Here is a 21906-nt window from a genome sequence, read left to right on the forward strand (position 1 = left end):
TTATTGCAATCCTGTTACGTAGCGCCTAGTATAAGACGTATCTTTCAACGTGAACGAGAATGAGGAGTCCATTATGAACCGAAAAAAGAGTAATCCCTTTCGTGTAATTCTCTTCGCTTATTTACTTTCAATGTTCGTGTTTAGTGTTCTGTTTTATTTGCCTGTTTTTCATGAGCCTGGCGTTGAACTGACGTATCGAGATGCATTATTTACATCGGTTAGTGCGGTCAGTGTAACGGGGCTAGTGACAATTAATGTAGTCGAAACGTTTAACTGGGGTGGAATACTCGTTCTCTCGCTCGCAATACAACTAGGTGGAATTGGTATTATGACACTTGCCACCTTTGCTTGGATGATGCTAGGAAGACGAATTAACCTTTCGCAACGTTTGCTTATCATCGTCGACCAAAACCGAGTACAAAATCAGTTTTCAGGCCTTGTCCGTTTGATGAGCAGTCTCATAGTCATTGCACTATGTATTGAAGGGGCAGGCGCCCTTATACTAGGGACCTATTATTTACGTTTCTTTGACGGGGCATTTGAAGCTTACTTACAAGGTGCCTTTGCCTCGTTAAGTGCTTTTACAAACGCTGGTTTTGATGTAACAGGTCAATCGCTAGCTCCATTTGTGGATGATTACTTTGTTCAATGTATAACCATTTTACTTGTTTTTGCGGGTTCAATTGGCTTTCCAGTTATTTTAGAATGTATTGAATACATAAAGAGCCGAAAACGCACATTTAAATTCAGTTTATTTACGAAACTCACGACAACTACTTATTTTCTTGTGTTTTTTATAGGGGCCTTTGGGATTTGGTTTTTAGAAAGAGACTTAGCCTTTGCTACCTTAAGTTGGCACGAACAGCTATCACAAGCGGTCTTTTTTTCGGCAACAACAAGAAGCGCAGGCCTATCAACAGTTGATTTAGCTGCATTTCACATTCCTGTTCTCTTATTTATGTCGCTATTAATGATGATTGGAGCGAGCCCATCGAGTGTTGGTGGAGGTATACGAACAACGACGCTAGCAGTTATGATGCTTACGCTACGTAGCTTTGCGACTGGGAAAAAACATGTGCATGTATTTGGTCGGAGAATTCATGAAGAAGACCAACAAAAGTCATTTGTGGTGCTATCCATTTTTACAGGTCTTTTGTTTCTGGCCATTTTGCTTATCATGACCTTTGAACAAAATACATCGGTTACGCTGCTGCAAGTCTTAGTTGAAACGGCTTCAGCGTTTGGAACATGTGGCTTATCTTTAGGGATCACATCTGAGTTGTCCTTGCCGAGCCAAGTCGTTCTGATGGTCTTAATGGTAATCGGTCGAGTCGGAATTATCGCCGTGCTCTTTTCATTTAGAGGGGATAGAAGAGGGGAACACTATCAGTATTCTACGGAACGGATCTTAATTGGATAATAAGGAAAGGAGAACATGGAAATGCGAAGAAAACAATTTCTAGTCATTGGTCTTGGTCGTTTTGGAACGAGCGTTTCGAGAGAGCTCTATAAACATGGGCATGATGTTGTTGCCGTTGATTCAGATGAAGAACGAGTAGAAGATGCAGACGGATTTACAAGCCGAGCCATTATAGCTGATACCACTCATGAAAAAACGCTGCGCTCCCTTGAACCGGAAAGTTACGATGCGGTCATTGTTGCGATAGGAGATCATATTCAAGAGAGTATATTGACGACTCTTTTGTTGAAAGAATTAGGGGTTCAGAAATTATGGGTCAAAGCACGTAACCAACAGCATCATCGTGTGCTTGAGAAAATCGGCGCTGATCGCATTATTCATCCTGAGCTCGATATGGGCATTCGCATTGCTCATAGCTTAGATTCTGACAAAGTGATTGATTATGTGGAGATTTCAGTGGATCACAGCATTGTCGAGCTTGTCGCCACAAAAAAAATCGCTGGAAAAACGCTGGCGAAATTAAATATTCGCAAGCGCTACAAGTGTAATGTGCTGGGAATAAAATCAGGCGAAAACCTTACCATTACTCCGATGCCAGACGATATGCTGACTGAAGGAGATGTGATGATCGTTTTAGGTGGGAACCGTGATTTGAAAAAGCTTGAAGCGGAATTGCTCTAAGTCTTTAGTGACTGGTAGTGAAGGCGATACAAGGAAAAAAAGGCATTCTATATGGATGTCTTTTTTAGCTGTATACAAACTGTAATTGGTAAATGACATTGATTTCATTTTCACCGTGTAGTAAAGTGAACGTTACGTAAAGCTTACTTTACTAAGGAGCAGGTATAAAAATGAAAAACAATATAAAACGATTACGGGTAAACTATGGTTTAACCCAAGATGAATTAGCTGAGCAATTAGCTGTTTCAAGGCAAACGATAATTTCATTGGAAAAAGAACGCTACAATCCTTCTATTAAGTTGGCATTCAAACTGTCACGTATCTTTAGCTGTACGATTGAAGATATATTTATTTATGAGGAGGACTAGTTCATGAAGAAAAACAGAAAAACAATGGAAAACCAACTACTATTTTTACTTACAGGTCTATTTGTAACTGGAGTGGCCATTTACATAACGATTAATCAGCTACTGAATCGTCAGTTTCCGATGGGATTGGCGTTAATGGCGTTAGGGGTTAATCAGTTATTGATGGTTTATTTATCTCCTCACTTATTCCCAAAAGATGAACGGGCAAAAACAATAATAGGAAAATCAATGGTGGTAAATTATTTCGTTATTTTCGGTAGCATCTTTTTGTTATTTTTTGTAGCCGGATTTAGTGGAATTCATTGGGGCGCCCAACAAGTCTTAATCTTTTTAGCGGCTATTTTGTTGGTAACGATTCCATCGACGATGGTTTTTTATGCAAGACGAATCTAAGTTGGGCTAATGAAAGTCTTCCTGAAAGCGCGCTAGTTGTGATAGCTGTCATGTGTATGAAGTGACATCAATGAATAGGGAATGAAGGGAAACATCTGTAAACTAAGATCAGCGACATCGTGTAGAGTGAAGTACAAAAAGACGGTGTGCAAGGAGCTTAGGGATGGAGCAAAGTGAAAAGCGAATTCGTTTGATAGACGTCTTAAGAGGTTTTGCCATTATTGGCACATTAGGGACAAATGTTTGGTTGTTTGCGCAACCGGGAAATCTTCTTGCTGTCTTTGTAAATGCAAATTGGTGGGAGGATATACAGTCTTTCATACAGGCGTCTCTTTCTGTGTTTATAAATGGGAAGTTTCTAAGTCTGCTGACAATTTTATTTGGAATAGGCCTAGAGTTAAAATACCGTAAAGCCAAAAGAGAAGAATTACCATGGATACCGTTGTATCTATGGACGATGGCTCTCCTCTTTATTGATGGTTTTTTACACTTTGTTTTTGTTTTTGAATACGATGTGCTCATGAGTTATGCCCTCACAGGAGGAATCGTAGCGTTCATGATAAGTAAGCGTGAAAAGCTTCTAAAGAAGATAATGATGATAACAGGATTTATGCATCTTTTTGGTGTGGTACTAGTGTCGATTCTCTGGTTTTTTATTTTAAGAGATGATTCATTTCTTTTTGAAATGGAGCGTATGGGTGAAGAGATAAGCTCAGTCTATCAGAATCAACCCTATTGGCAACAAGTCTACTATCGCGTGGTTCATTTTATAGGATTGCGAGCAGAAGCCATTCTGATTATTTTTATGAATATCACACTATATTTAGTTGGCATTTTCTTGCATCGTGCAGGGGCTTTTTTAAACAATGAACGTGGAAGAGTCATTCGTAAGAAACTAATGATCTATGGTTTAGGTATAGGAATACCCTTAAATCTATTGGCGCTTGTGCCCGGTGGTTATTTTGACCTTGCGACGAGGTATATCTTTGCCCCTGTTTTAGCATTAGGTTATATTGGACTGTTTGCTTGGGTTCTTCATAAAAAGATGGTTCCGTGGATCATGAAACGGTTTGAAGCTATAGGAAAAACAGCATTGAGCTGTTATATCTTACAAAACATTGTCGCATCTCTTATTTTTTATGGTTGGGGCTTCAATCTTGCTCCCGTTTCTTCTGTCTATGTTGTGCTTCTATGTTGGTTGTTCATAACAATAATTATGATGGTGGCAGCAGAGCTGTTTGTTACATACTTAGGTACGGGCCCTTTGGAATATGTATGGAAAAAACTATCGTCTGCCCCGTTCAAAAATAGAGACTAGCGCTCAGAAAAAGAAAAGTAATTACGTTTCCATAATCGCGTGCAGTAAGGTTGCATAGGGGGAGAGCAAGGAATGATGATCTTGAGATTTCATGAAAACGATACAGAGGAAGTGGTTTCGCTCTTTTATGAAACCGTTCATTCTGTTAATGCAAGAGACTATTCGCGAGAGCAAGTAGAGGCTTGGGCGGCTTTAGAGGATAAAAGTGAAAGAATCAACCGGTGGAAAAGATCATTAAATGAAAACCTAACGTTTGTTGTAAAAGTGAACGATCGAATCGTCGGCTTTGCTGATCTAACGTTTAATGGTTACTTAGACCGATTGTTTGTTCATAAAGAGTATCAAAGACAAGGGGTAGCATCTCTGCTAGTTGATAAACTTGAGAGCGAAGCAAAGCGATTAAAACTGCAAGCGATTGAAACAGAGTCAAGTATAACAGCAAAGGCATTTTTTACACATAGAGGCTACGTGACTGTTCGCCAACAAACCGTTGAACGAAAAGGTGTTTATCTGACAAATTTAAAAATGAGAAAAGAACTAAGTGCGACTTCGTTCACGAGAACGATTCATGAATAATTATTAAGCAATGAAAGTTTCTTTTTTTAACTAGTGGATGTAAGGGAGAGGTGTACATGGGAATTAGAAACTCAGCAAAAGGAATTATCATTAGCGAAGATAAGATCTTAGTAACAAAAAATCGAGACTCAGAAGGGGTTTATTATCTTTTTCCTGGAGGTGGACAGGAGTGGGGGGAAACGTTGCATCATACTTTAATAAGAGAGTGTTTGGAAGAGGTGGGAAAAGAAGTAGATGTGAAAGAACTCCTTCACATCCGTGAGTATATAGGGAAAAATCACGAGCATGCTGCATTTGATTCCGCTGTTCACCAAGTTGAATTTTATTTTGTTTGTCATGCATTAAATGAATGTGGTGATCAAGCACCTACTCAACCAGACCAAAATCAAGTGGGGATGGAATGGCTTCCTATAGAGGCGTTGCTTGAGTATAGAATATACCCGAAAAGTTTAAGAAAATCTATTATTGAGTACCACAATGATAAGAAATCGTTCGTTTATCTAGGAGACATTAATTAGTCAGCAAATTCCTAAGAACAGAAGCGGTTAGAATTGGTTTGACGGAGATCCTCTCGGAAAAGCAACATATTGAAAATCCGAGAGCGAATGTTGGTTAGAAGCCGCCTTCTGTTACAGATTATATAGGTGCAAGTTGTTTAAGTCGTTCTTTCTGAAGGTGTTCTGTCTTGGCTACAAATGATTCGTCTGTTGATGGAGCATTCGGGGTGCATCTTTTGTAAGCGACCGATATTCAGATCGACCAATATACATTGGGATCGCTACATGTTCAAAGTTGATCGTATTACTAGAAGTAAACGCTTTCTCATTTCGATAGCTTTGCATGACTTCGCCGACAATCCACTCGTGAGTACCGTAGGTGTGCTCGCCCACTATGTTACATTCATAAGCAAAATAAGCATCTTCAATTATAGGAACGTTACACAGTTCACTTAAGTGATAAGGAATATTAAAGAGATCAAATTTATTCTGTTCTCTCCCACTATATGTGCCGCTAAGTTGAATCCACTTGGAATGTTGGCTAGGGAGAAACTGGACCGCGAAGGTTTTGCTTTGTGAGATGAGCTCATATGTATACGTTTCTTTTCGTAAGGCGAACCCGTAATGCCCTGGGTTTGTTCCCATAAAGGTGTGCCATCCAGACGCCATTACATTGACTTGTTCATTTGATTTACTCGTTATGACAGCTACCATGCTTGGGTAGGTATGCCATGAAGCTTTTGAAATAGGTTTTAACATATGTAGTACTCCTTCTTCTTTTTGGTTGGTATAAAGAAACGACTGGTTTCATCATAAAAGGACTTTGTGTTTCGGGCAACAAAAAACGCTACGATCAGCTTTTATTTTATAATAAAAGAAAATGAATCGGATGATTTTCTTAACAAGAGGAGCATTGGATGAGCCTTCTTTGGCGTATGGATCAACAACAATGCCTCGAACTAGTCCCTGCTCTATATGAATGCTAAAATGGGTGAAAAGGAGTTGGTAGACGATGGCAACCTTTTATAAGGAACCTTTTTCACTTGAAGAGACGGATAAGCTTGAAGCACGGTACAATGAGTTGTTGAACATTCCGCTTGATTCAGTGGAGCAGGTGGAAGTATTTCTACAAAAAGAATCGGACCTATCCGATGAACTGGAAGAAATGATGACAGGTCATTATGTTGAATTTAATAGCTATAACGACTCTAAGGAAGCGAAGCGTGTATTTGAGCATGATCAGCAAGTTGTGTTGCCGATTGTAAAGAAATACTCCGCTTTATTGGATGATGCGTTTCTCTCATCCAACGTTTTAGCTCAATTACCAGAGGAACAGTATGGCTATTTAGTAAAAAGACGAAAAAGCGCACAGGCATTATTTCAAGAAGCAACGATTCAACTAGAGGTAGAAGAAGATCAACTGGCGACTACTTATTTCGAACATACTGGATCAATGACGGTTGATTGGAATGGGGAAGAATTAACGCTACCTCAATTAGTTGCTTATTATGAAAGTGTTGACCGTGATCAACGAAAACGAGCCATGACGAAATTGCGTGAGGCTTACATAGAAAAAGAAGAGCCTTTGCAGGAGATTTTGTCAGAGCTTATCCGACTGAGGCAGAAAAAGGCTGAAAACGCAGGATTTACGAATTTTGCGGATTATATGTTTCAGAAGTATGATCGGTTTGACTACACACCAGCGGATTGCAAACGCTTAGCAGAGAATGTCGCGACGTATGTGAAGCCGGTTGTTGAAAAAATTCATAAGCGGCATCAGCAAGGATTAGGGTTAGATTCGTATTTGCCATGGGATCGTAGCGCCATCAAGCCTGGGGAAGAGCCGTTAAAACCATTTGACACAACAGAAGAGCTTATTTCAAAGACAGAAAAAGTGTTAAATCAGCTTGACCCTTCTTTTGGTCAGCTTCTTTCTCAGCTTAATGAAGGGAACACGCTCGATCTTGAAAGCAGGAAAGGGAAATCGCCAGGTGGGTTCTGTTCGTCACTGCCACTTTCGCAGCTTTCTGTTATTTTTATGAACCATGCGAAACAGCATAAGGATATGATTACTCTTATTCATGAAATGGGGCATTGCATTCATAACGATAGGAAGAAAGATCTTTCTCTAGCTGCTTATCGTGATACGCCAATGGAATCAAGTGAACTAGCAAGCATGTCAATGGAGTTATTTACGCTGCCGTTTTGGAATGTCTACTATGAGAATCACGAAGAGTATGAGCGTGCCAAACAGAAACAATTAGAATCGATTGTAACGTTCTTACCAATTGGGATGGTGATTGATTCGTTTCAACATTGGCTGTATGAGCACCCGAACCATTCAAAGGAAGAGCGCAATAAGAAGTATCAAGAATTGCTGACAAAACTTCAGTCGAATGTCGTTGATTGGTCTGGTTATGAAAAGTGGCAAGAAACCCAGTGGCTTAGCGTGCTTCATATTTTTGAAGTGCCATTTTATTATATCGAATATGTCATTGCCCAGCTTGGAGCCATGCAGCTATACAAGCAATATAAAGAACATCCAGAAGAGACATTAAAACGGTATAAAGCCGCACTTGCCCTAGGCAGTTCAACGTCATTAACGGATGTCTATAAAGCAGCGGGGATAGCGTTTGATTTCTCAGAAGACATGATTCGTTCGCTTATGGCGTTTATGGAAAAAGAATTAAAGTTATAAAAAGCCTACCCCATAAAAAGGTAGGCAAAGAAGATCGTTCTACTACTAAGAACGATCTTTTTTCATATGTATATGTTTCAGGAGACCTCGACGCCGAAGTTCTTGTTTAATAATGGAAATAAAGTCAGCATTTAAACAATGTTGGATCGCACGATCATATGCTTCTAGAAGAAGATCATCGGATAGTTGCTGTAACATGACGAGGCTCCCCTTTGTTTTAGGATTCTGCTTGTATACATGTAATTTATCACAATATATAGTGTTAATCAATATAATCTCACACTATATATACTTATTTTTTGTGCTTAATCGAAGTTCGACACAAAGCGACTGTCTTCCATCATAACAGTCAGATAGGGGTTAATGTTTTCGACAAACATCTTTGATCATACGAAGGTTTAACCATTCGTAGTCGTCTGATAAAAGGAGTTTAATACGCTTGTTCAAATCATCATACTTCGTGACCTTTCCATCTAGTGAGTGGTAACGACCATCATGCCAGAATGTTACGGTAGTGTCGTACTGTTGCTTAATCGCATCCATAATGGTTTCACCTAGCTCCTGCCAGCTGTCTTCGGATAACGGCTCATGTAGCGGAATATAGCTTTCCTGTTGTTGTAGTTTAAGCCATCCTTCTTTGTGCTCTGGCAGCATCATCCGACTGCCTTCCCACAGTAAATTCCCTCGTTTGACAAACAATTCTTCTTTACGCATGGCGAACATCCTTTCGTCTTTTTCTTCTTATTATAGACGAATGTGCGTTCGTTATTCAATGGGGATTGTTGGATAATCATGAAATAGAATGTTTTTCAAGATCCGATAAAGGGTATGAAGTGGTGATACTTACTTAGAAAAGAGGGAATATATGCGCTGGATTATTGATCGACCAAAGCTAATGGTCTTATTCTTTACAATGCTAACGGTTGTCGGAGCGATTAGCTTTACGCAGCTTTCACAACGAGAAATACCAGAATTTGAACCGCCAATTGGTCAAATTATTACCGCTTACCCAGGCGCTTCATCAGAAGAAGTGGAGCGACAAATTACAAGTCAAATCGAAGATATTTTAAGTGGGTATGAAGAAATTGCTTCCTATGAATCGGTTTCTGCACCTAGCTTATCTCTTATTACGGTCGAACTCGACGAAAGTGTCGGAAAAGAATCGACTATTTGGAATGACGTATCTCAACAAGTAAATGGGCTCTCTTCCACGTTACCGGACGATGCTCTAAATCCTGAGGTAGAAACAGATCTAGGGGATCAAGGGCTCGCTACGTATCAAATCACCTATAATGAAAATGTAGACGTTGATGAGCTCATACAGCTCATTGATCTGTATGAAGAAAAGCTGTCTTCACTTGTTGATATAACAGGTGTTGACGTACAGGGAGTCGTAGAGCAAGAAATAGCGGTTAGGCTCGATGCGGAAGCAATGGAAGAGAACAACCTTTCATACGCACAAGTACTCGGAGTCTTGCAAGGTGAAGAAACTACATCACCGATAGGCGAATGGGAAACAGAAGGAGCCGTCGTTCCTGTTAATATGGAAACGTATCAGGATGTGTCTTCCTTTAATAATCTGCCTGTTGGTGTAGATGAAGAAGGCAACATTGTTCGACTGCAAGATGTTGGAGTGATGGAAAAAAGCTATAAAGCACGTGAAGAAGCTGTACAATTTAATGGTGAGCGAGCGTTGTCGTTAACCTTTACGTTACAGTCAGGTAGTAGTGTACCTGCCGCACAAAATGAACTCGACGGGTACGTTGATGAACTCGAAAGCGAGTTACCCGCAGGAGCAGAAATGGAGCTGTTATATTCCCAAAGTGACCTCGTATCAGAGCTTTTTGCAGATTTAGCGTGGTCATTTGGATTTGCTTTTCTAGCTGTTCTCATTGTGTGTTCATTAGGCTTGCGAATAGGGTCTGCCATCAGTGTGGCGATTGCCGTTCCTGTATCGCTTAGCATTGGCTCACTGGCACTACCATTTGCTAATGTTGATTTAAATCAAATTTCTCTTATTGCCTATATCCTTGTGCTAGCCATCTTAGTCGATGATGCCATTGTCGTCAATGATAATATTGAGCGTCAATTAAAGCTAGGCAAACCAGCAAAAGAGGCAGCGAGAAAAGGTACGACAGAAGTACTCGGTTCTGTTATTACGTCAACCATTATTGTGGTGTTTACATTCTTTCCGATTTTATTCTTACCAGGTGGAGCAGGGGAATTTATTCGTCCGCTACCTGTTGTTGTTATTAGTGCCATTGTTGCATCGACAGCCGTTGGCTTAATCGGTGTCCCTGTTTATCGTGTATGGAGAGAGAAACGAAAGCCAACAAAGCAAGATGGGCGATCAGCAGGTCTTGCAGGACCACTTTTAGAAAAAAGCGGAAACTGGTATGGGCGGAAATTAATGAAAGGCGTTGTAAACCATCCCTTTATTGTTGCTTTCACGGGTTTAATTGTTGGGACGGCTGCATATGCTCTTATTCCATGGATTCCGATTGAGTTCTTCCCAGATTCTGATCGAGAAGAGGTGTTTGTTGAGACGACGTTAGCGGATGGTACACCACTTGCACAAACAGAGGAAGAAGCTGAAGCGATTGCCTCTTGGCTAGGAAGGCACGACTTTGTTCGATCTGTATCTACCTATTCAGGAACATCCATTCCGCGTTTGTTTAACGCCAATGGTGGCGGCGAAGAAAGTCAAAACCAAGCAAATTTCCTAGTGTTTATTGATAAAGAGGAGATTGAAGCAAGAACAGCAATGGATCTATGGAGTGAAACGTTACCTGAAGCTTTTTCAGTTATTGAAACGTACGAGGTATCCATTATTGAATCCGGTCCTCCAGTAGGTGCACCCATTGCGATTGACATCAGTGGGCCATCTATTGACGAATTAATGGTGAAAAGTGCCGAGGCTAAGGAGCTTTTACTTAACGTAGACGGTGTGTTAAATGTTGATGATACCATTGGGAATCCCGTTCAATCGTATGTAGTTGAATTATACCGAGAGGCAATGGAGGAGAATGGATTAACAAGTGATGAGCTTTCTCAGTCGTTGGCAGTACTTGGCGAAGGTATCCCGCTTGGAACATTTGATGAAGACGGAGAGTTACTTGATTGGCGTCTTGTCTTTGAAGGGGATGAACGTGAACTACTTGATACGGTAACGATAGCTGGTGAAACAGGAAATCGAGTTCCGTTAACTGACGTTGTTTCTCTCTCAGAGGAAGAAATCCAACCACGAATTCCTCGTCAACAAGGAGAGCGCTCTGTCACCGTTCGTGCTTTTCCAGCAGAGAACCAATCAGCTGATGACATTATTGCAGAAGTTGAAGACGAGCTTCTTGCGTTAGAAGAAAGTGACTACAGTGTTCAAATCGGTGGAGAAACGTCTGAGCGTACAGAAGTTTTTGTACAGATTGGCCAAATTTTTCTTATTGTCGTCTTTCTTATTCTAATTGCGATGGTCATTCAATTTTATTCATTAACGATTCCGTTCATTGTTCTTAGTGCAGTGTATTTGGCTTTTTCAGGAGCGATGATCGGACTGTTTCTAACACAAACAGGTTTAGGTTTTATGTCATTAATGGGTGGTGTTAGTCTAGCTGGGATTGTCGTTCGAAATGGGATTGTGCTCATTGAATTTATTGAACAGCGAAGAAGAGAGGGACTTCTACCTAAAGAAGCGGTGATGCTTGCAGCGGAACAACGTTTTCGACCGATTGTATTAACCTCGCTTGTAACGATTGCTGGTTTAATCCCAATTGCGTTTGGGAACAGCACGTTGTTTCAACCATTAGGCATTACCATTGTGTCTGGAGCACTATTTTCAGCGGTATTAACGTTATTTGTTGTACCGGCGCTTTATTTAGTGAGAGTACGTTTGAAAGAGGGTAAATTAGAGTAAAAGAAATTAATAAAAAAGCTGTTTTAGAGGGTTTACCCCACTAAAGCAGCTTTTTTTGTTTTGCGCCTTATTCAACTCGGTTTGAATCCGGTCGTGATTTTGAACTTGAGCGGTTATCTTCAAATTCTTCACGTGTAAAAACGTCGTCTACATTCATATTAAATTCAACAAGCTCTAATCCAGTCATTTGGTGAATATTTCTTGCTACACTCTCTTTAATATCCTTATAAATAGCTGGAATGCTCTTTCCGTATTCAACATATACTTCAAGGTCAATGGCTACTTGCTTTTCGCCGACGTCTGCGCGAATGCCTTTTGTAATACTTTCTTCTCTGCCGAATGTCTCTTTCATTCCTTGGAAGAAGCTTCCGCTCATACCGAGAATACCGTCTGTTTCAATTGTTGCTAATGCGGCAATTTTTTTTATGACTTCATCATCGTAGGTTAAGTGATTACGATTTTCTTGTTGCGTATTCTGTTGTTCCTGTTCTATTTGTTCAGTTGTTTTTTCTGTTGAACGAATTGTTGTGGCCATTTTGTATCACTCCTTTTTATCGTTAATCCTACCGAGTAGGAACGATGACTTATCCTGTGTGTAACCGTTCTTTAACAAGATTAAACATTTGCGTTACGAAACTTCCTACAATTCCGCTGCTAACAAAAGTGTGAGTGAAGAAAAATAGTCAGCTTACAGAAAGAATTATTAGAAAATAAGTAGTTGACAGTCTATTTAATCAAGAGTAGAATTTTCTTAAATCATATTAAAATACAAGGGATTATCGGAATAATACGAATGATAGAGAAGGAGGAGCGCGATTGAGCTATCTCTATAAAGAAATGCAAAATGAGGATTATGCGATTCTTAATTCAAAGTTGAAGAGTCGGGATAGTATTGATATTTTACGTTTTGCTCACGAAACTTATGGAAAGAACCTTGTCTATGCGTGTAGCTTTGGGGCAGAAGCAATGGTCATGCTTGATTTACTGTCCAAAGTCCAAAAAGACGCACAAATCCTTTTTTTAGATACAGACTTCCATTTTAAAGAAACGTATGACCTTATTGAAAAAGTCAAGCAACGGTATCCTCATATGAAGATCAAGTTAGCGAAATCATCCCTTACACCAGAAGAGCAGGAGAACCAATTTGGAGCGAAGCTTTGGTTAACAAATCCCGATCAATGTTGTCAAATCCGGAAATTAGATGTGCTGGAGCGGGAAATGGCACCGTTTGATGCGTGGTTGTCTGGCTTACGCAGGGAGCAGTCACCTACAAGAGCGAATACTGAATTTATTAATCAAGATAATCGATTTAAAAAAGTGAAGATTTGCCCACTTATCCATTGGACCGAAGAAGAAATTTGGATGTACATCGAGCTCCACAGACTTCCTTATAATCCGCTTCACGACCAGCATTATCCAAGTATTGGCTGCACCTATTGTACGAAACCGGTTATGCCAGGTCAGGACAATCGTAGTGGGCGCTGGCAAGGCAACCAAAAGACAGAATGTGGACTACACGCACCGACGAAAGGGGAAAAATAATGGTAGTAAAAGAGAAGGAACTTGTACAGCTTTACGATCCAACTTACGCAATAAAAGGGATAGAGGCAGAGATTGAACTGGATGGTTTTGCTCTGTCGGATTTAGAGTTAATTGGAATTGGGGGGTTTTCACCGTTAACAGGTTTTTTAAATGAAGAAGACTATCAATCAGTTGTTGACAGCATGCGTTTAGTTAATGGCGCACCATGGAGTATTCCCATCACATTACCAGTTGATCAGCAAAAGGCAGAATTATTGAAAAATCATACAAAAGCCAAGCTTGTGTATAAAGGCGACGTTTATGGTGTGATTACGATTGAAACCATCTATCAACCTGATAAAAAGCGAGAAGCGAAGCACGTGTACCAAACCGAGGACACGGAGCATCCAGGAGTTGCAAAGCTCTTTTCTAGACCGAGTGTGTACGTCGGTGGCGATATTGTACTAATAAAACGATTAGAACGGGAGCAGTTCGGTTCTTATTATCTTGATCCAGCGGAAACCCGGGAACAGTTTGCTGAAAAGGGTTGGAAAACCGTTGTTGGTTTTCAAACACGCAATCCGGTTCACCGTGCTCATGAATACATACAAAAAGCAGCGCTAGAAACGGTGGACGGGTTATTCTTAAATCCACTTGTTGGAGAAACGAAGGCAGGAGATATCCCAGCAGACGTTAGAATGGAAAGTTATGAGGTTTTGCTAGCAAACTACTATCCTCAAGAGCGTGTTCATTTGTCTGTTTTTCCAGCTGCTATGCGCTATGCAGGCCCAAGAGAAGCAATCTTCCATGCGCTTGTTCGAAAAAATTACGGCTGCACGCATTTTATCGTTGGGCGTGATCATGCTGGTGTAGGAAATTATTATGGAACCTATGACGCACAGGAGATTTTTAAGGAATTTAAGCCGGATGAATTAGGCATCAAACCCCTTTTCTTTGAGCACAGTTTCTTCTGCAAAGCATGTGGTAACATGGCATCGTCTAAAACGTGTCCACATGAGCGTACTCAGCATGTCATTCTATCTGGTACAAAGGTTCGTGAGATGTTAGCAAAAGGGGAACTGCCACCAGCGGAATTTAGTCGGAAAGAAGTCGTTGAAATTTTAATTCGTGGTCAGCAGGAGGCAGGTGCATGAGTAAATCGGTTGACAATCTTGTTTGGCATGAAGCAACGATTACAAAAGAAGACCGCCAAACGAAAAACAATCATAAAAGCTGTTTACTTTGGTTTACTGGCTTGTCTGGATCAGGTAAATCAACGTTAGCCAATGCTCTTGATCAAGTGCTATATAACAATCACTTAAACAGCTACGTGTTAGACGGGGATAACATTCGCCAAGGACTGAATCAAGATTTAGGGTTCGCTGATGCTGATAGAGTAGAGAATATTCGTCGTATTGGCGAAGTGAGTAAATTGTTTGTTGATGCGGGCACCATTGTATCAACAGCTTTTATTTCGCCATTTGAAAATGATCGTCAACGTGTACGGGAGCGTTTTGCTGAAAATGAATTTATTGAAGTGTATGTCAAATGCGATTTAGAAGAGTGTGAAAAGCGAGATGTAAAAGGCTTGTATAAAAAAGCAAGGGCAGGAGAAATTCCACACTTCACAGGTATTAGTTCGCCTTATGAAGCACCGAGTCATCCAGAGATTGTTGTAGACACGGCAAAGGAAACCATTGAACAATCGGTAGAAAAACTGGTGAACTATTTAAAGGAAAAACAGATTGTAAGGTAAGGGGGCAACACATGAGTAGAGGAACCGTTTACCTTATTGGAGCAGGTCCCGGGGATATTGGGCTTATTAGTTATAAAGGAATGAAGCGATTGCGACAAGCTGATGTGGTGCTGTACGACAGGCTTGTCAACCCTTTGCTTCTAGAGGAAGTAAAAGATGGAGCCGAGTTGATTTATGTCGGTAAGCTCCCAAATCGCCACATTTTAAGGCAAGAGGCCATTCACGATGAACTGGTACGTCAAGCCGATATTCATCAAACCGTCGTTCGGTTAAAGGGAGGCGATCCTAGTGTATTTGGCCGGGTAGGAGAAGAGGCAGCGTTTTTAGAGCGTTATCAAGTCCCGTTTGAAATTATACCAGGTATCACATCTGGCATTGCGGTACCAGCTTATGCAAATGTTCCAGTTACCCATCGAACGAAGGGTACGAGTTTTGCGGTCGCAACCGGGCACAGTCAAAAAGAGAATTCACTTGAACTGGACTGGTCAGGGCTTGCTAAAATTGACACGGTTGCTTTTTATATGGGGGTAAAAAATCTTCCGCGAATTGTTGAGAACTTTATTCAACATGGTCGTCTTGAAAGTGAAAGCGTCTTATGCATTCAATGGGGAACGACGAGCAAGCAAAAAGTGGTGAAAGCAACGTTAGCGACCATTGTTGAAGAAGTAAAGAGTCACGGTATTGGGAACCCAGCCATTACGCTTGTCGGTAAAGTAGCTGAGCTTTATGAGGGGAAAAGTTGGTTTGAGGATCGGCCTTTATTTGGGCATTATCCACTTGTGTTAACAGAAGATGCCTCAACCTTAGTAAGCGATTTAAGACAAGCAGGTGCTGAGGCATTCGCTCCTAAAGTGGCGCTTCGAAGGGATGGAAATGGCGTTTTCTTTTATTCTAGCGATGACGTAGAAGTGTTTATTCAACAGTTAAGAGAAGATATGGTGGATATTCGGACGGTTTCTCTCAACCTTGTGGCTATGACGGCAAGTGCCCAGGATGCGCTTAAGCACTATGGTCTTTTATCCTCTCCGTTAGAGGAGGATGTAGAGGAGTGGTCTTCGTTTTTACATTTGGAACGAACGTGGACAACTGCAACAAAAGTTATTCTAGAACGTTTACAAGAGGAGCAATCGATTACAGCTATTATTCTATCGTCTTCTCAACAACTACCAAGCTTACTTAAGGTCGTTGAACAGTACCCTGAATTAAGGGAACTTCCAATCTATAGCAACAAAGAGGAAGTGGTAAAAGCGTTGCTGACACTAGAGTTTCATGGAGTTCAAGTGAGCGCTCCCACCTCCAGCGTGTTAGGGCAGTGGTTATATGCAAGGCAAGGGAAGGTGATAAACCGTGCAAGCCGTTCTTTACGTCGGTCATGGCAGCCGAGTTCAAACGGGTAATGAGCAGTTTAAAACGTTCATTGATCGTATAAAGCCATCCTTTTCTCATTTTCAAACGTTCGCCTTTATCGAGTTAACCGCGCCGACGATTCAAGAAGGCATTGACCATTGTATACAGGCAGGGGCGACAAAAATTGCTGTTGTTCCGGTTCTGTTATTAACGGCGTACCATGCCAACAAAGATATTCCAGATGAATTGAGAAAAGCGAAGAGACGGTACCCATCGATAGCATTTACATATGGGCGCCCTTTTGGCATTCATCAGGATGTCATTCAAGTAGCTATTGATCGTCTTCAACGGGCAGGGTTACAAGCAATGAACGGTATACGTGAAGAGGGGACGACTATTTTAGTCATTGGACGAGGATCAAGTGATGGAAACCAACCGAGTGATGTAGCAAAAATTGGACGACTTTTATATGAACGTCTAGCGTGTGATAACGTGGAAATAGCCTTTCTTGCTGCGACAACACCAACTGTAGAGCAAGGGTTATTGAAGTGTGAGCAATTACGTGCAAAGAACGTTTACGTGTTGCCGTATTTATTATTTACAGGTGTACTAATGAATGAACTAGAAGAACGAATTGGAGTACGAAATGAAGGAACAGATACAAACTACATTCTCTGTGATTTTCTAGGATTCGATTTTGGTTTAGAAGGTGTACTAGAAGCACGGGCAAAAGAAGCGATCGAAATGGAGCCGGTTATCCTATGAGCCATGCCCTTCCTTACATGATTCAAGTTTCGCAATTATCAATAACGGTCGTTGGAGGAGGAATGGTTGCGAAGAAACGCACGCAATCGCTCGTTGATGCTGGAGCGCACATTCATCTCGTTACCCCGCGTTTGGAGGGTGATTGGGATGAACTTCTTCGTTCACACAAAGTTACGTGGGAAGCACGTGAAGGAACATATGAAGAATGTTTTTTAGCGGATTGGGTTTTTCTTTGTACCAATAATTCCGCTTTACATGATGGGTTTAAGCGAAACAAAGCACCTCGCCAAATGATCTATCGTTGCGATGTAGCCCAAGATGGCAGTTTCTATGTACCAGCATCCATCCAAAAAGGGTTATTAAGTGTGAGCGTATCGACAGCCGGCGCAAGCCCATCGTACACAAAACAACTAAAAGAAACACTTGAAGCCGTCTTGCCTACACATGCAGCTGAGGATTTACAATTTTTACAGCAAGCGAGAAAAAGAATACTCGCTCAAAAAGGAGAAAGGCAAGCTAAGCTAAAGCTGTTAAAAGAATTAGCGTCAAAGGACCGTTTGAGAAACCCTAACCGGGAAGAGTGGTTAAACGAGGCGTGCGCGTTAGTAGAAAAAGAGAGAAGATAAGAGGTGGAAGAATTTGCAGTTGCAACCAACGAATAGTCCATTTACTCAACAACAAGTTGAATGGCTAAATCAATTACTACCAACCTTAACGCCAGAGCAAAAAGTTTGGCTGAGTGGTTTTATGGCAGCGTCAGGAAGCTCAGCGAGTACAGAAGTAGCGGCTAGTGCGGAGGTGAAGAGCGAGCCAACAAAAGAAGACGCGATCGCAGCGAAGGGTGAGGTAACGATTTTATATGGTTCCCAAACAGGGAATAGTCAACAGCTAGCAGAGCTTGCAGCAACTCAGTTAAAAGAACAAGGCGTAGACGTGATTTTGTCGTCTATGCATACATACAAGCCGAAACAATTAAAAGATGTTAAGCAGTTGCTCATTGTTGTTAGTACACATGGAGAAGGTGAACCACCAGATCATGCAATTACCTTCCACGAATTTTTATATAGTAGAAAAGCGCCTAAATTAGAAGGGTTGGCCTATTCAGTCCTTGCGTTAGGAGACTCATCTTATGAATTTTTCTGTCAGACAGGAAAAGACTTTGATGAGCGTTTAACAGAATTAGGTGGAACCCGGTTATATCCTCGTGTTGATTGCGATCTTGATTTTGATGAAGAAGCAAATGAATGGATAACAGGGGTGGTGAAAAGCTTAGCTGAACAAAGCGGAGAACCGGAGGGTGTGGTTCAAACAGAAACACAAGCAGTATCCGCAACAAGCACGACTTATTCTCGTTCAAACCCGTTCCAAGCAGAGGTGCTTACCAATCTGAATTTAAATGGACGAGGCTCAGCCAAAGAAACCCGACATCTAGAATTGTCACTTGAGGGATCGGGACTATCTTATGCACCTGGAGATAGCGTTGGTATTTTTCCAGAGAATGATCAAGCGCTTGTGGAAGCATTATTAGAGACAACAGGCTGGGATGAAGAAGAGGCAGTTACCATTAACAAAAAAGGCGATGTAGCACCATTAAAGAATGCACTTTGTTGTCACTTTGAAATTACGGTGCTCACAAAGCCTCTATTGGAAAAAGCCTCATTGCTGACAGATAATCAAGCATTAAAGACATTGCTTCAACCAGATCATGCAGAAGAATTAAAAGCTTATCAAGAAGGACGTGATCTTCTGGATTTGTACGAAGACTTCGGCCCTTGGAACGCAGGAGCAGCAAATTTTGCTGCGATTCTAAGAAAGATCCCACCTCGCTTGTATTCCATCGCAAGTAGTTACGAAGCAGAACCAGAAGAAGTCCATTTAACCATTGGGGCTGTACGCTATGATGCAAATGGACGAAGTCGATCTGGGGTATGTTCTGTGGAATGTGCAGAGCGGAAAGAACCAGGTGATACAGTATCTATTTTCATACAAAAAAATGAAAGCTTCCGTTTGCCAAGTGAAGAAGCACCCATTATTATGATCGGTCCAGGAACAGGTGTAGCACCGTTTCGTGCCTTTTTAGAAGAACGAGACGAGCGTGGTAGTGAAAGCCCAGCTTGGTTGTTTTTCGGCGATCAGCACTTCACAACGGATTTTCTGTATCAAACTGATTTTCAACGCTGGTTAAAAGACGGTGTTCTCTCGAAAATGGATGTGGCATTCTCACGGGATACAGCGGAGAAAGTGTATGTACAGCACCGGATGAAAGAGCATGGGTCTGAACTATTCACATGGTTAGAGGATGGTGCTTATGTGTATGTATGTGGAGACGAAAAACACATGGCAAAAGACGTACAAGATACACTGATTGAAATCATACAAGACGAAGGTCAGAAAACAGAGGAAGAAGCAGTCGCGTATTTAACGACAATGCAGCAGCAAAACCGCTACTTGCGAGACGTATATTAATGGAGGGATACAATTGACGAATAAAGACGCAATTCAGGCACAGGATGGACCTCCGAGTGACGTAGAGCGGATAAAACGCGAAAGCAATTATTTACGTGGAACGCTAACAGAGGCGCTGGCAGAACCGATTTCGTCAGGTATTAATGATGATGATAACCGCTTAATGAAATTCCACGGCAGTTATTTGCAAGATGATCGTGACTTAAGAGAGGAACGAAGACAGCAAAAGCTTGAGCCTGCTTACCAATTCATGGTTCGAGTTCGATTACCGGGAGGGGTGGCAACACCTGAACAGTGGCTAAAAATGGATGAACTTTCGCACGAGTATGGAAATGGCACATTACGGTTAACGACGCGACAAACGTTTCAAATGCACGGCATTTTAAAATGGAATATGAAAAAGAGCATTCAAGGCATAAACGAGGCTTTAATGGACACGATTGCAGCGTGTGGAGATGTGAACCGAAATGTCATGATTACGCCGAACCCTTATCAATCGGAGTATCACCAAGAGGTATATGAGTATGCGCGGAAATTAAGCGATGACTTGTTACCGAAAACACGAGCTTATCATGAAATATGGCTCGATGAAGAGAAAGTGGCAGAGACACCGAAGCAAGAAGAATTGGAACCGATGTATGGAGCGCTCTATCTCCCTCGAAAATTTAAAATTGGCGTAGCCATTCCACCAGCGAATGATGTGGATGTCTTTTCTCAAGACATTGGCTATATTGCCGTTATTGAAGATGGGAAGTTACAAGGCTTTAACGTTGCTGTCGGTGGAGGCATGGGGATGACCCATGGCGATAAACAAACCTATCCTCAGCTTGGGCGTGTCATTGGCTTTTGCAAACCAGATCAAATGGTAGAAATTGCAGAAAAACTCATTACGATCCAGCGGGACTACGGTAATCGTTCCGAGCGGAAATATGCGCGCTTCAAATATACAATTGATAAGCGTGGCCTTGATTGGTTGGTGTCTGAACTTCGTGATCGCTTAGGTTGGCAGCTTGGCGAAGCAAAATCGTTTCAATTTGATCATAATGGGGATCGTTATGGGTGGACAAAGGGCATTCGTGGACGGTGGCATTTTACATTATTTGTACAAAACGGCCGAATTAAAGACGACGCTGACTATCAACTGATGACTGGTTTGCGAGAAATTGCCAAGGTTCATACAGGGGATTTTCGTTTAACAGGAAACCAAAACGTCATCATTAGCAATGTGACAACGGCGAAGAAAAAACAACTAACAGCGTTAATTGAACAGTATGGGTTATCAGATGGTACGTATACATCGGGATTACGAAGAAATTCAATGGCGTGCGTAGCCTTCCCTACATGTGGCTTAGCGATGGCAGAATCAGAACGGTATCTCCCCTCTCTTGTGACAAAGCTTGAATATGTACTAGATGATGCAGGCTTAAAAGATGAAGATATTACTATTCGAATGGCTGGCTGTCCTAATGGCTGTTCCCGTGCGGCAATAGCTGAAATTGGTTTTATTGGAAAAGCGCCAGGGAAGTACAATCTTTATTTAGGTGCAGGTTTTGCCGGAGAGCGTCTCAGTAAAATGTATAAGGAAAACATCGGCGAAGCGGAAATTCTCGATACGTTGTCTCCAATCATTCATGATTATTCAAAAAGACGTACAGAAAACGAGCGCTTTGGCGATTTCGTCATTCGTTCTGGTTACATTAAGAAGACAGAATCAGGAACGGATTTTCATAACTAGTGAGCCGACGCTTTCTTTTCCTAGGATAAACTGTTGTCTTGGCATGTTTTGGCTTAGCTGTTGGACAAAGCTAGTATGAAAGAGAGCCATTAAGAAACGAAAACAAAACCCCGACACAATAAACGGTGTCGGGGTATCGTTATTTTCGACCTTTCACAAGCTGAATGATTAATACAATTAATGCAACAATCAGAAGTAAATTAATAAAGCCGCCAGCAACATCAAGCACAAGTCCGACGAGCCAGACAGCAAGGATAATACCAAGAATGGTCCAAAGCATAATGAATTCCTCCCTATTTAACATAATGTAATACTAGTATCATCCCCTATTGTTTAAGCAGATAAACATTTGCTGCAATTCATTCGAATCTCCATGTGAACAAGTACCCCCTTTAAAAGAAAAAAGACATATTATGAACATTCCTTTCATAGAATACTGACACAGCACTTTTTTG

At 41.3% G+C, this 21906-nt stretch carries 22 protein-coding genes; 17 read left to right on the plus strand and 5 right to left on the minus strand.

Annotated elements, in window-relative coordinates; genetic code table 11:
• Window positions 1-73: 73 nt before the first annotated feature.
• The 7 genes from PQ477_RS12380 to PQ477_RS12410 all read left to right on the plus strand — a co-directional run bounded on the left by PQ477_RS12380 (window position 74) and on the right by PQ477_RS12410 (window position 5274).
• The gene (locus tag PQ477_RS12380) at window positions 74-1420 is read left to right on the plus strand and encodes a TrkH family potassium uptake protein (RefSeq protein WP_144558305.1); all 1347 of its coding nucleotides are present in this window, start codon (window positions 74-76) and stop codon (window positions 1418-1420) included.
• A gap of 21 nt (window positions 1421-1441) precedes the next feature.
• A complete protein-coding gene (locus PQ477_RS12385) occupies window positions 1442-2101 on the plus strand; it encodes a potassium channel family protein (RefSeq protein ID WP_246117128.1) in 660 nt (219 codons plus the stop codon).
• Between the two features lie 170 nt (window positions 2102-2271).
• Window positions 2272-2469 (plus strand): helix-turn-helix transcriptional regulator, encoded by a 198-nt coding sequence (locus PQ477_RS12390; RefSeq protein ID WP_035393048.1) that lies wholly within the window; start codon window positions 2272-2274, stop codon window positions 2467-2469.
• A 3-nt stretch (window positions 2470-2472) separates the two neighbouring features.
• Window positions 2473-2862, plus strand: a complete 390-nt coding sequence (locus PQ477_RS12395; RefSeq protein WP_035393047.1) for a hypothetical protein — start codon at window positions 2473-2475, stop codon at window positions 2860-2862.
• A 163-nt stretch (window positions 2863-3025) separates the two neighbouring features.
• Window positions 3026-4180, plus strand: a complete 1155-nt coding sequence (locus tag PQ477_RS12400) for a DUF418 domain-containing protein (RefSeq protein ID WP_144558308.1) — start codon at window positions 3026-3028, stop codon at window positions 4178-4180.
• 72 nt (window positions 4181-4252) lie between these two features.
• Window positions 4253-4756, plus strand: coding sequence for a GNAT family N-acetyltransferase (locus PQ477_RS12405; protein ID WP_274272033.1), 504 nt, complete (start codon window positions 4253-4255; stop codon window positions 4754-4756).
• A 56-nt stretch (window positions 4757-4812) separates the two neighbouring features.
• Entirely contained in the window at window positions 4813-5274 is a 462-nt protein-coding gene (locus tag PQ477_RS12410; protein WP_274272035.1) for an NUDIX domain-containing protein, read from the plus strand.
• A gap of 171 nt (window positions 5275-5445) precedes the next feature.
• On the opposite strand, the gene PQ477_RS12415 is transcribed toward PQ477_RS12410, so the two are convergent.
• On the minus strand, window positions 5446-6012 hold the full coding sequence (locus PQ477_RS12415) for a flavin reductase family protein (RefSeq protein ID WP_060704857.1): 567 nt from the start codon (window positions 6010-6012) through the stop codon (window positions 5446-5448).
• A gap of 253 nt (window positions 6013-6265) precedes the next feature.
• Between PQ477_RS12415 and PQ477_RS12420 the strand changes: the two genes are divergently transcribed.
• Window positions 6266-7951, plus strand: coding sequence for a M3 family oligoendopeptidase (locus PQ477_RS12420; protein ID WP_274272037.1), 1686 nt, complete (start codon window positions 6266-6268; stop codon window positions 7949-7951).
• Between the two features lie 45 nt (window positions 7952-7996).
• Here the strand turns inward: PQ477_RS12420 and sda are convergent, their stop codons facing one another.
• Together sda and PQ477_RS12430 are read right to left on the minus strand one after the other, a co-directional pair.
• Window positions 7997-8149: a sporulation histidine kinase inhibitor Sda gene (gene sda / locus PQ477_RS12425; protein WP_078440228.1), complete on the minus strand. Its 153-nt coding sequence runs from the start codon at window positions 8147-8149 to the stop codon at window positions 7997-7999.
• A 162-nt stretch (window positions 8150-8311) separates the two neighbouring features.
• Window positions 8312-8665: a YolD-like family protein gene (locus tag PQ477_RS12430; RefSeq protein WP_144558312.1), complete on the minus strand. Its 354-nt coding sequence runs from the start codon at window positions 8663-8665 to the stop codon at window positions 8312-8314.
• Between the two features lie 151 nt (window positions 8666-8816).
• Between PQ477_RS12430 and PQ477_RS12435 the strand changes: the two genes are divergently transcribed.
• Window positions 8817-11861 carry an efflux RND transporter permease subunit gene (locus PQ477_RS12435; protein ID WP_274272038.1) on the plus strand — a complete coding sequence of 1015 codons (3045 nt, stop codon included), beginning with the start codon at window positions 8817-8819 and terminating at the stop codon, window positions 11859-11861.
• Between the two features lie 67 nt (window positions 11862-11928).
• Here the strand turns inward: PQ477_RS12435 and PQ477_RS12440 are convergent, their stop codons facing one another.
• On the minus strand, window positions 11929-12396 hold the full coding sequence (locus PQ477_RS12440) for an Asp23/Gls24 family envelope stress response protein (protein WP_052007498.1): 468 nt from the start codon (window positions 12394-12396) through the stop codon (window positions 11929-11931).
• A 302-nt stretch (window positions 12397-12698) separates the two neighbouring features.
• Between PQ477_RS12440 and PQ477_RS12445 the strand changes: the two genes are divergently transcribed.
• From PQ477_RS12445 to cysI, 8 genes are read left to right on the plus strand one after another with little or no spacing between them, the layout of a single operon-like run.
• Window positions 12699-13403 (plus strand): phosphoadenylyl-sulfate reductase, encoded by a 705-nt coding sequence (locus PQ477_RS12445; RefSeq protein ID WP_432813901.1) that lies wholly within the window; start codon window positions 12699-12701, stop codon window positions 13401-13403.
• The gene (sat, locus tag PQ477_RS12450) at window positions 13403-14536 is read left to right on the plus strand and encodes a sulfate adenylyltransferase (protein ID WP_035393039.1); all 1134 of its coding nucleotides are present in this window, start codon (window positions 13403-13405) and stop codon (window positions 14534-14536) included. Before PQ477_RS12445 ends, sat begins: the two co-directional genes overlap by 1 nt.
• Window positions 14533-15138, plus strand: coding sequence for an adenylyl-sulfate kinase (gene cysC / locus PQ477_RS12455; protein WP_274272041.1), 606 nt, complete (start codon window positions 14533-14535; stop codon window positions 15136-15138). The genes sat and cysC overlap by 4 nt, the downstream gene beginning before the upstream one ends.
• Window positions 15139-15149: 11 nt before the next feature.
• A complete protein-coding gene (gene cobA / locus PQ477_RS12460) occupies window positions 15150-16535 on the plus strand; it encodes a uroporphyrinogen-III C-methyltransferase (protein ID WP_274272042.1) in 1386 nt (461 codons plus the stop codon).
• Window positions 16486-17250, plus strand: coding sequence for a sirohydrochlorin chelatase (locus tag PQ477_RS12465; protein ID WP_060704850.1), 765 nt, complete (start codon window positions 16486-16488; stop codon window positions 17248-17250). The genes cobA and PQ477_RS12465 overlap by 50 nt, the downstream gene beginning before the upstream one ends.
• The gene (locus PQ477_RS12470; RefSeq protein WP_144558317.1) at window positions 17247-17876 is read left to right on the plus strand and encodes a precorrin-2 dehydrogenase/sirohydrochlorin ferrochelatase family protein; all 630 of its coding nucleotides are present in this window, start codon (window positions 17247-17249) and stop codon (window positions 17874-17876) included. The genes PQ477_RS12465 and PQ477_RS12470 overlap by 4 nt, the downstream gene beginning before the upstream one ends.
• Window positions 17877-17889: 13 nt before the next feature.
• Window positions 17890-19716, plus strand: coding sequence for an assimilatory sulfite reductase (NADPH) flavoprotein subunit (locus tag PQ477_RS12475; protein WP_274272043.1), 1827 nt, complete (start codon window positions 17890-17892; stop codon window positions 19714-19716).
• Window positions 19717-19729: 13 nt separating this feature from the next.
• Window positions 19730-21451, plus strand: coding sequence for an assimilatory sulfite reductase (NADPH) hemoprotein subunit (gene cysI, locus PQ477_RS12480; RefSeq protein WP_274272045.1), 1722 nt, complete (start codon window positions 19730-19732; stop codon window positions 21449-21451).
• A 139-nt stretch (window positions 21452-21590) separates the two neighbouring features.
• On the opposite strand, the gene PQ477_RS12485 is transcribed toward cysI, so the two are convergent.
• Window positions 21591-21731, minus strand: a complete 141-nt coding sequence (locus PQ477_RS12485; protein ID WP_144558320.1) for a lmo0937 family membrane protein — start codon at window positions 21729-21731, stop codon at window positions 21591-21593.
• Window positions 21732-21906 lie beyond the last annotated feature (175 nt).

Source organism: Shouchella hunanensis (assembly GCF_028735875.1).
GTDB classification, from domain to species: Bacteria; Bacillota; Bacilli; order Bacillales; family Bacillaceae_D; genus Shouchella; species Shouchella hunanensis.

Bases quoted from the DNA above. Each gene is read 5' to 3' on its own strand.
- sat (WP_035393039.1), top strand. From the start codon at position 13,403: ATGGTAGTAAAAGAGAAGGAACTTGTACAGCTTTACGATCCAACTTAC.
- PQ477_RS12380 (WP_144558305.1), top strand. From the start codon at position 74: ATGAACCGAAAAAAGAGTAATCCCTTTCGTGTAATTCTCTTCGCTTAT.
- PQ477_RS12410 (WP_274272035.1), top strand. From the start codon at position 4,813: ATGGGAATTAGAAACTCAGCAAAAGGAATTATCATTAGCGAAGATAAG.
- PQ477_RS12390 (WP_035393048.1), top strand. From the start codon at position 2,272: ATGAAAAACAATATAAAACGATTACGGGTAAACTATGGTTTAACCCAA.
- sda (WP_078440228.1), bottom strand. From the start codon at position 8,149: ATGTTACAGCAACTATCCGATGATCTTCTTCTAGAAGCATATGATCGT.
- cobA (WP_274272042.1), top strand. From the start codon at position 15,150: ATGAGTAGAGGAACCGTTTACCTTATTGGAGCAGGTCCCGGGGATATT.
- PQ477_RS12470 (WP_144558317.1), top strand. From the start codon at position 17,247: ATGAGCCATGCCCTTCCTTACATGATTCAAGTTTCGCAATTATCAATA.
- PQ477_RS12395 (WP_035393047.1), top strand. From the start codon at position 2,473: ATGAAGAAAAACAGAAAAACAATGGAAAACCAACTACTATTTTTACTT.
- PQ477_RS12420 (WP_274272037.1), top strand. From the start codon at position 6,266: ATGGCAACCTTTTATAAGGAACCTTTTTCACTTGAAGAGACGGATAAG.
- PQ477_RS12440 (WP_052007498.1), bottom strand. From the start codon at position 12,396: ATGGCCACAACAATTCGTTCAACAGAAAAAACAACTGAACAAATAGAA.
- PQ477_RS12405 (WP_274272033.1), top strand. From the start codon at position 4,253: ATGATGATCTTGAGATTTCATGAAAACGATACAGAGGAAGTGGTTTCG.
- PQ477_RS12435 (WP_274272038.1), top strand. From the start codon at position 8,817: ATGCGCTGGATTATTGATCGACCAAAGCTAATGGTCTTATTCTTTACA.
- PQ477_RS12415 (WP_060704857.1), bottom strand. From the start codon at position 6,012: ATGTTAAAACCTATTTCAAAAGCTTCATGGCATACCTACCCAAGCATG.
- cysC (WP_274272041.1), top strand. From the start codon at position 14,533: ATGAGTAAATCGGTTGACAATCTTGTTTGGCATGAAGCAACGATTACA.
- PQ477_RS12445 (WP_432813901.1), top strand. From the start codon at position 12,699: ATGCAAAATGAGGATTATGCGATTCTTAATTCAAAGTTGAAGAGTCGG.
- PQ477_RS12400 (WP_144558308.1), top strand. From the start codon at position 3,026: ATGGAGCAAAGTGAAAAGCGAATTCGTTTGATAGACGTCTTAAGAGGT.
- PQ477_RS12385 (WP_246117128.1), top strand. From the start codon at position 1,442: ATGCGAAGAAAACAATTTCTAGTCATTGGTCTTGGTCGTTTTGGAACG.
- PQ477_RS12430 (WP_144558312.1), bottom strand. From the start codon at position 8,665: ATGCGTAAAGAAGAATTGTTTGTCAAACGAGGGAATTTACTGTGGGAA.
- PQ477_RS12485 (WP_144558320.1), bottom strand. From the start codon at position 21,731: ATGCTTTGGACCATTCTTGGTATTATCCTTGCTGTCTGGCTCGTCGGA.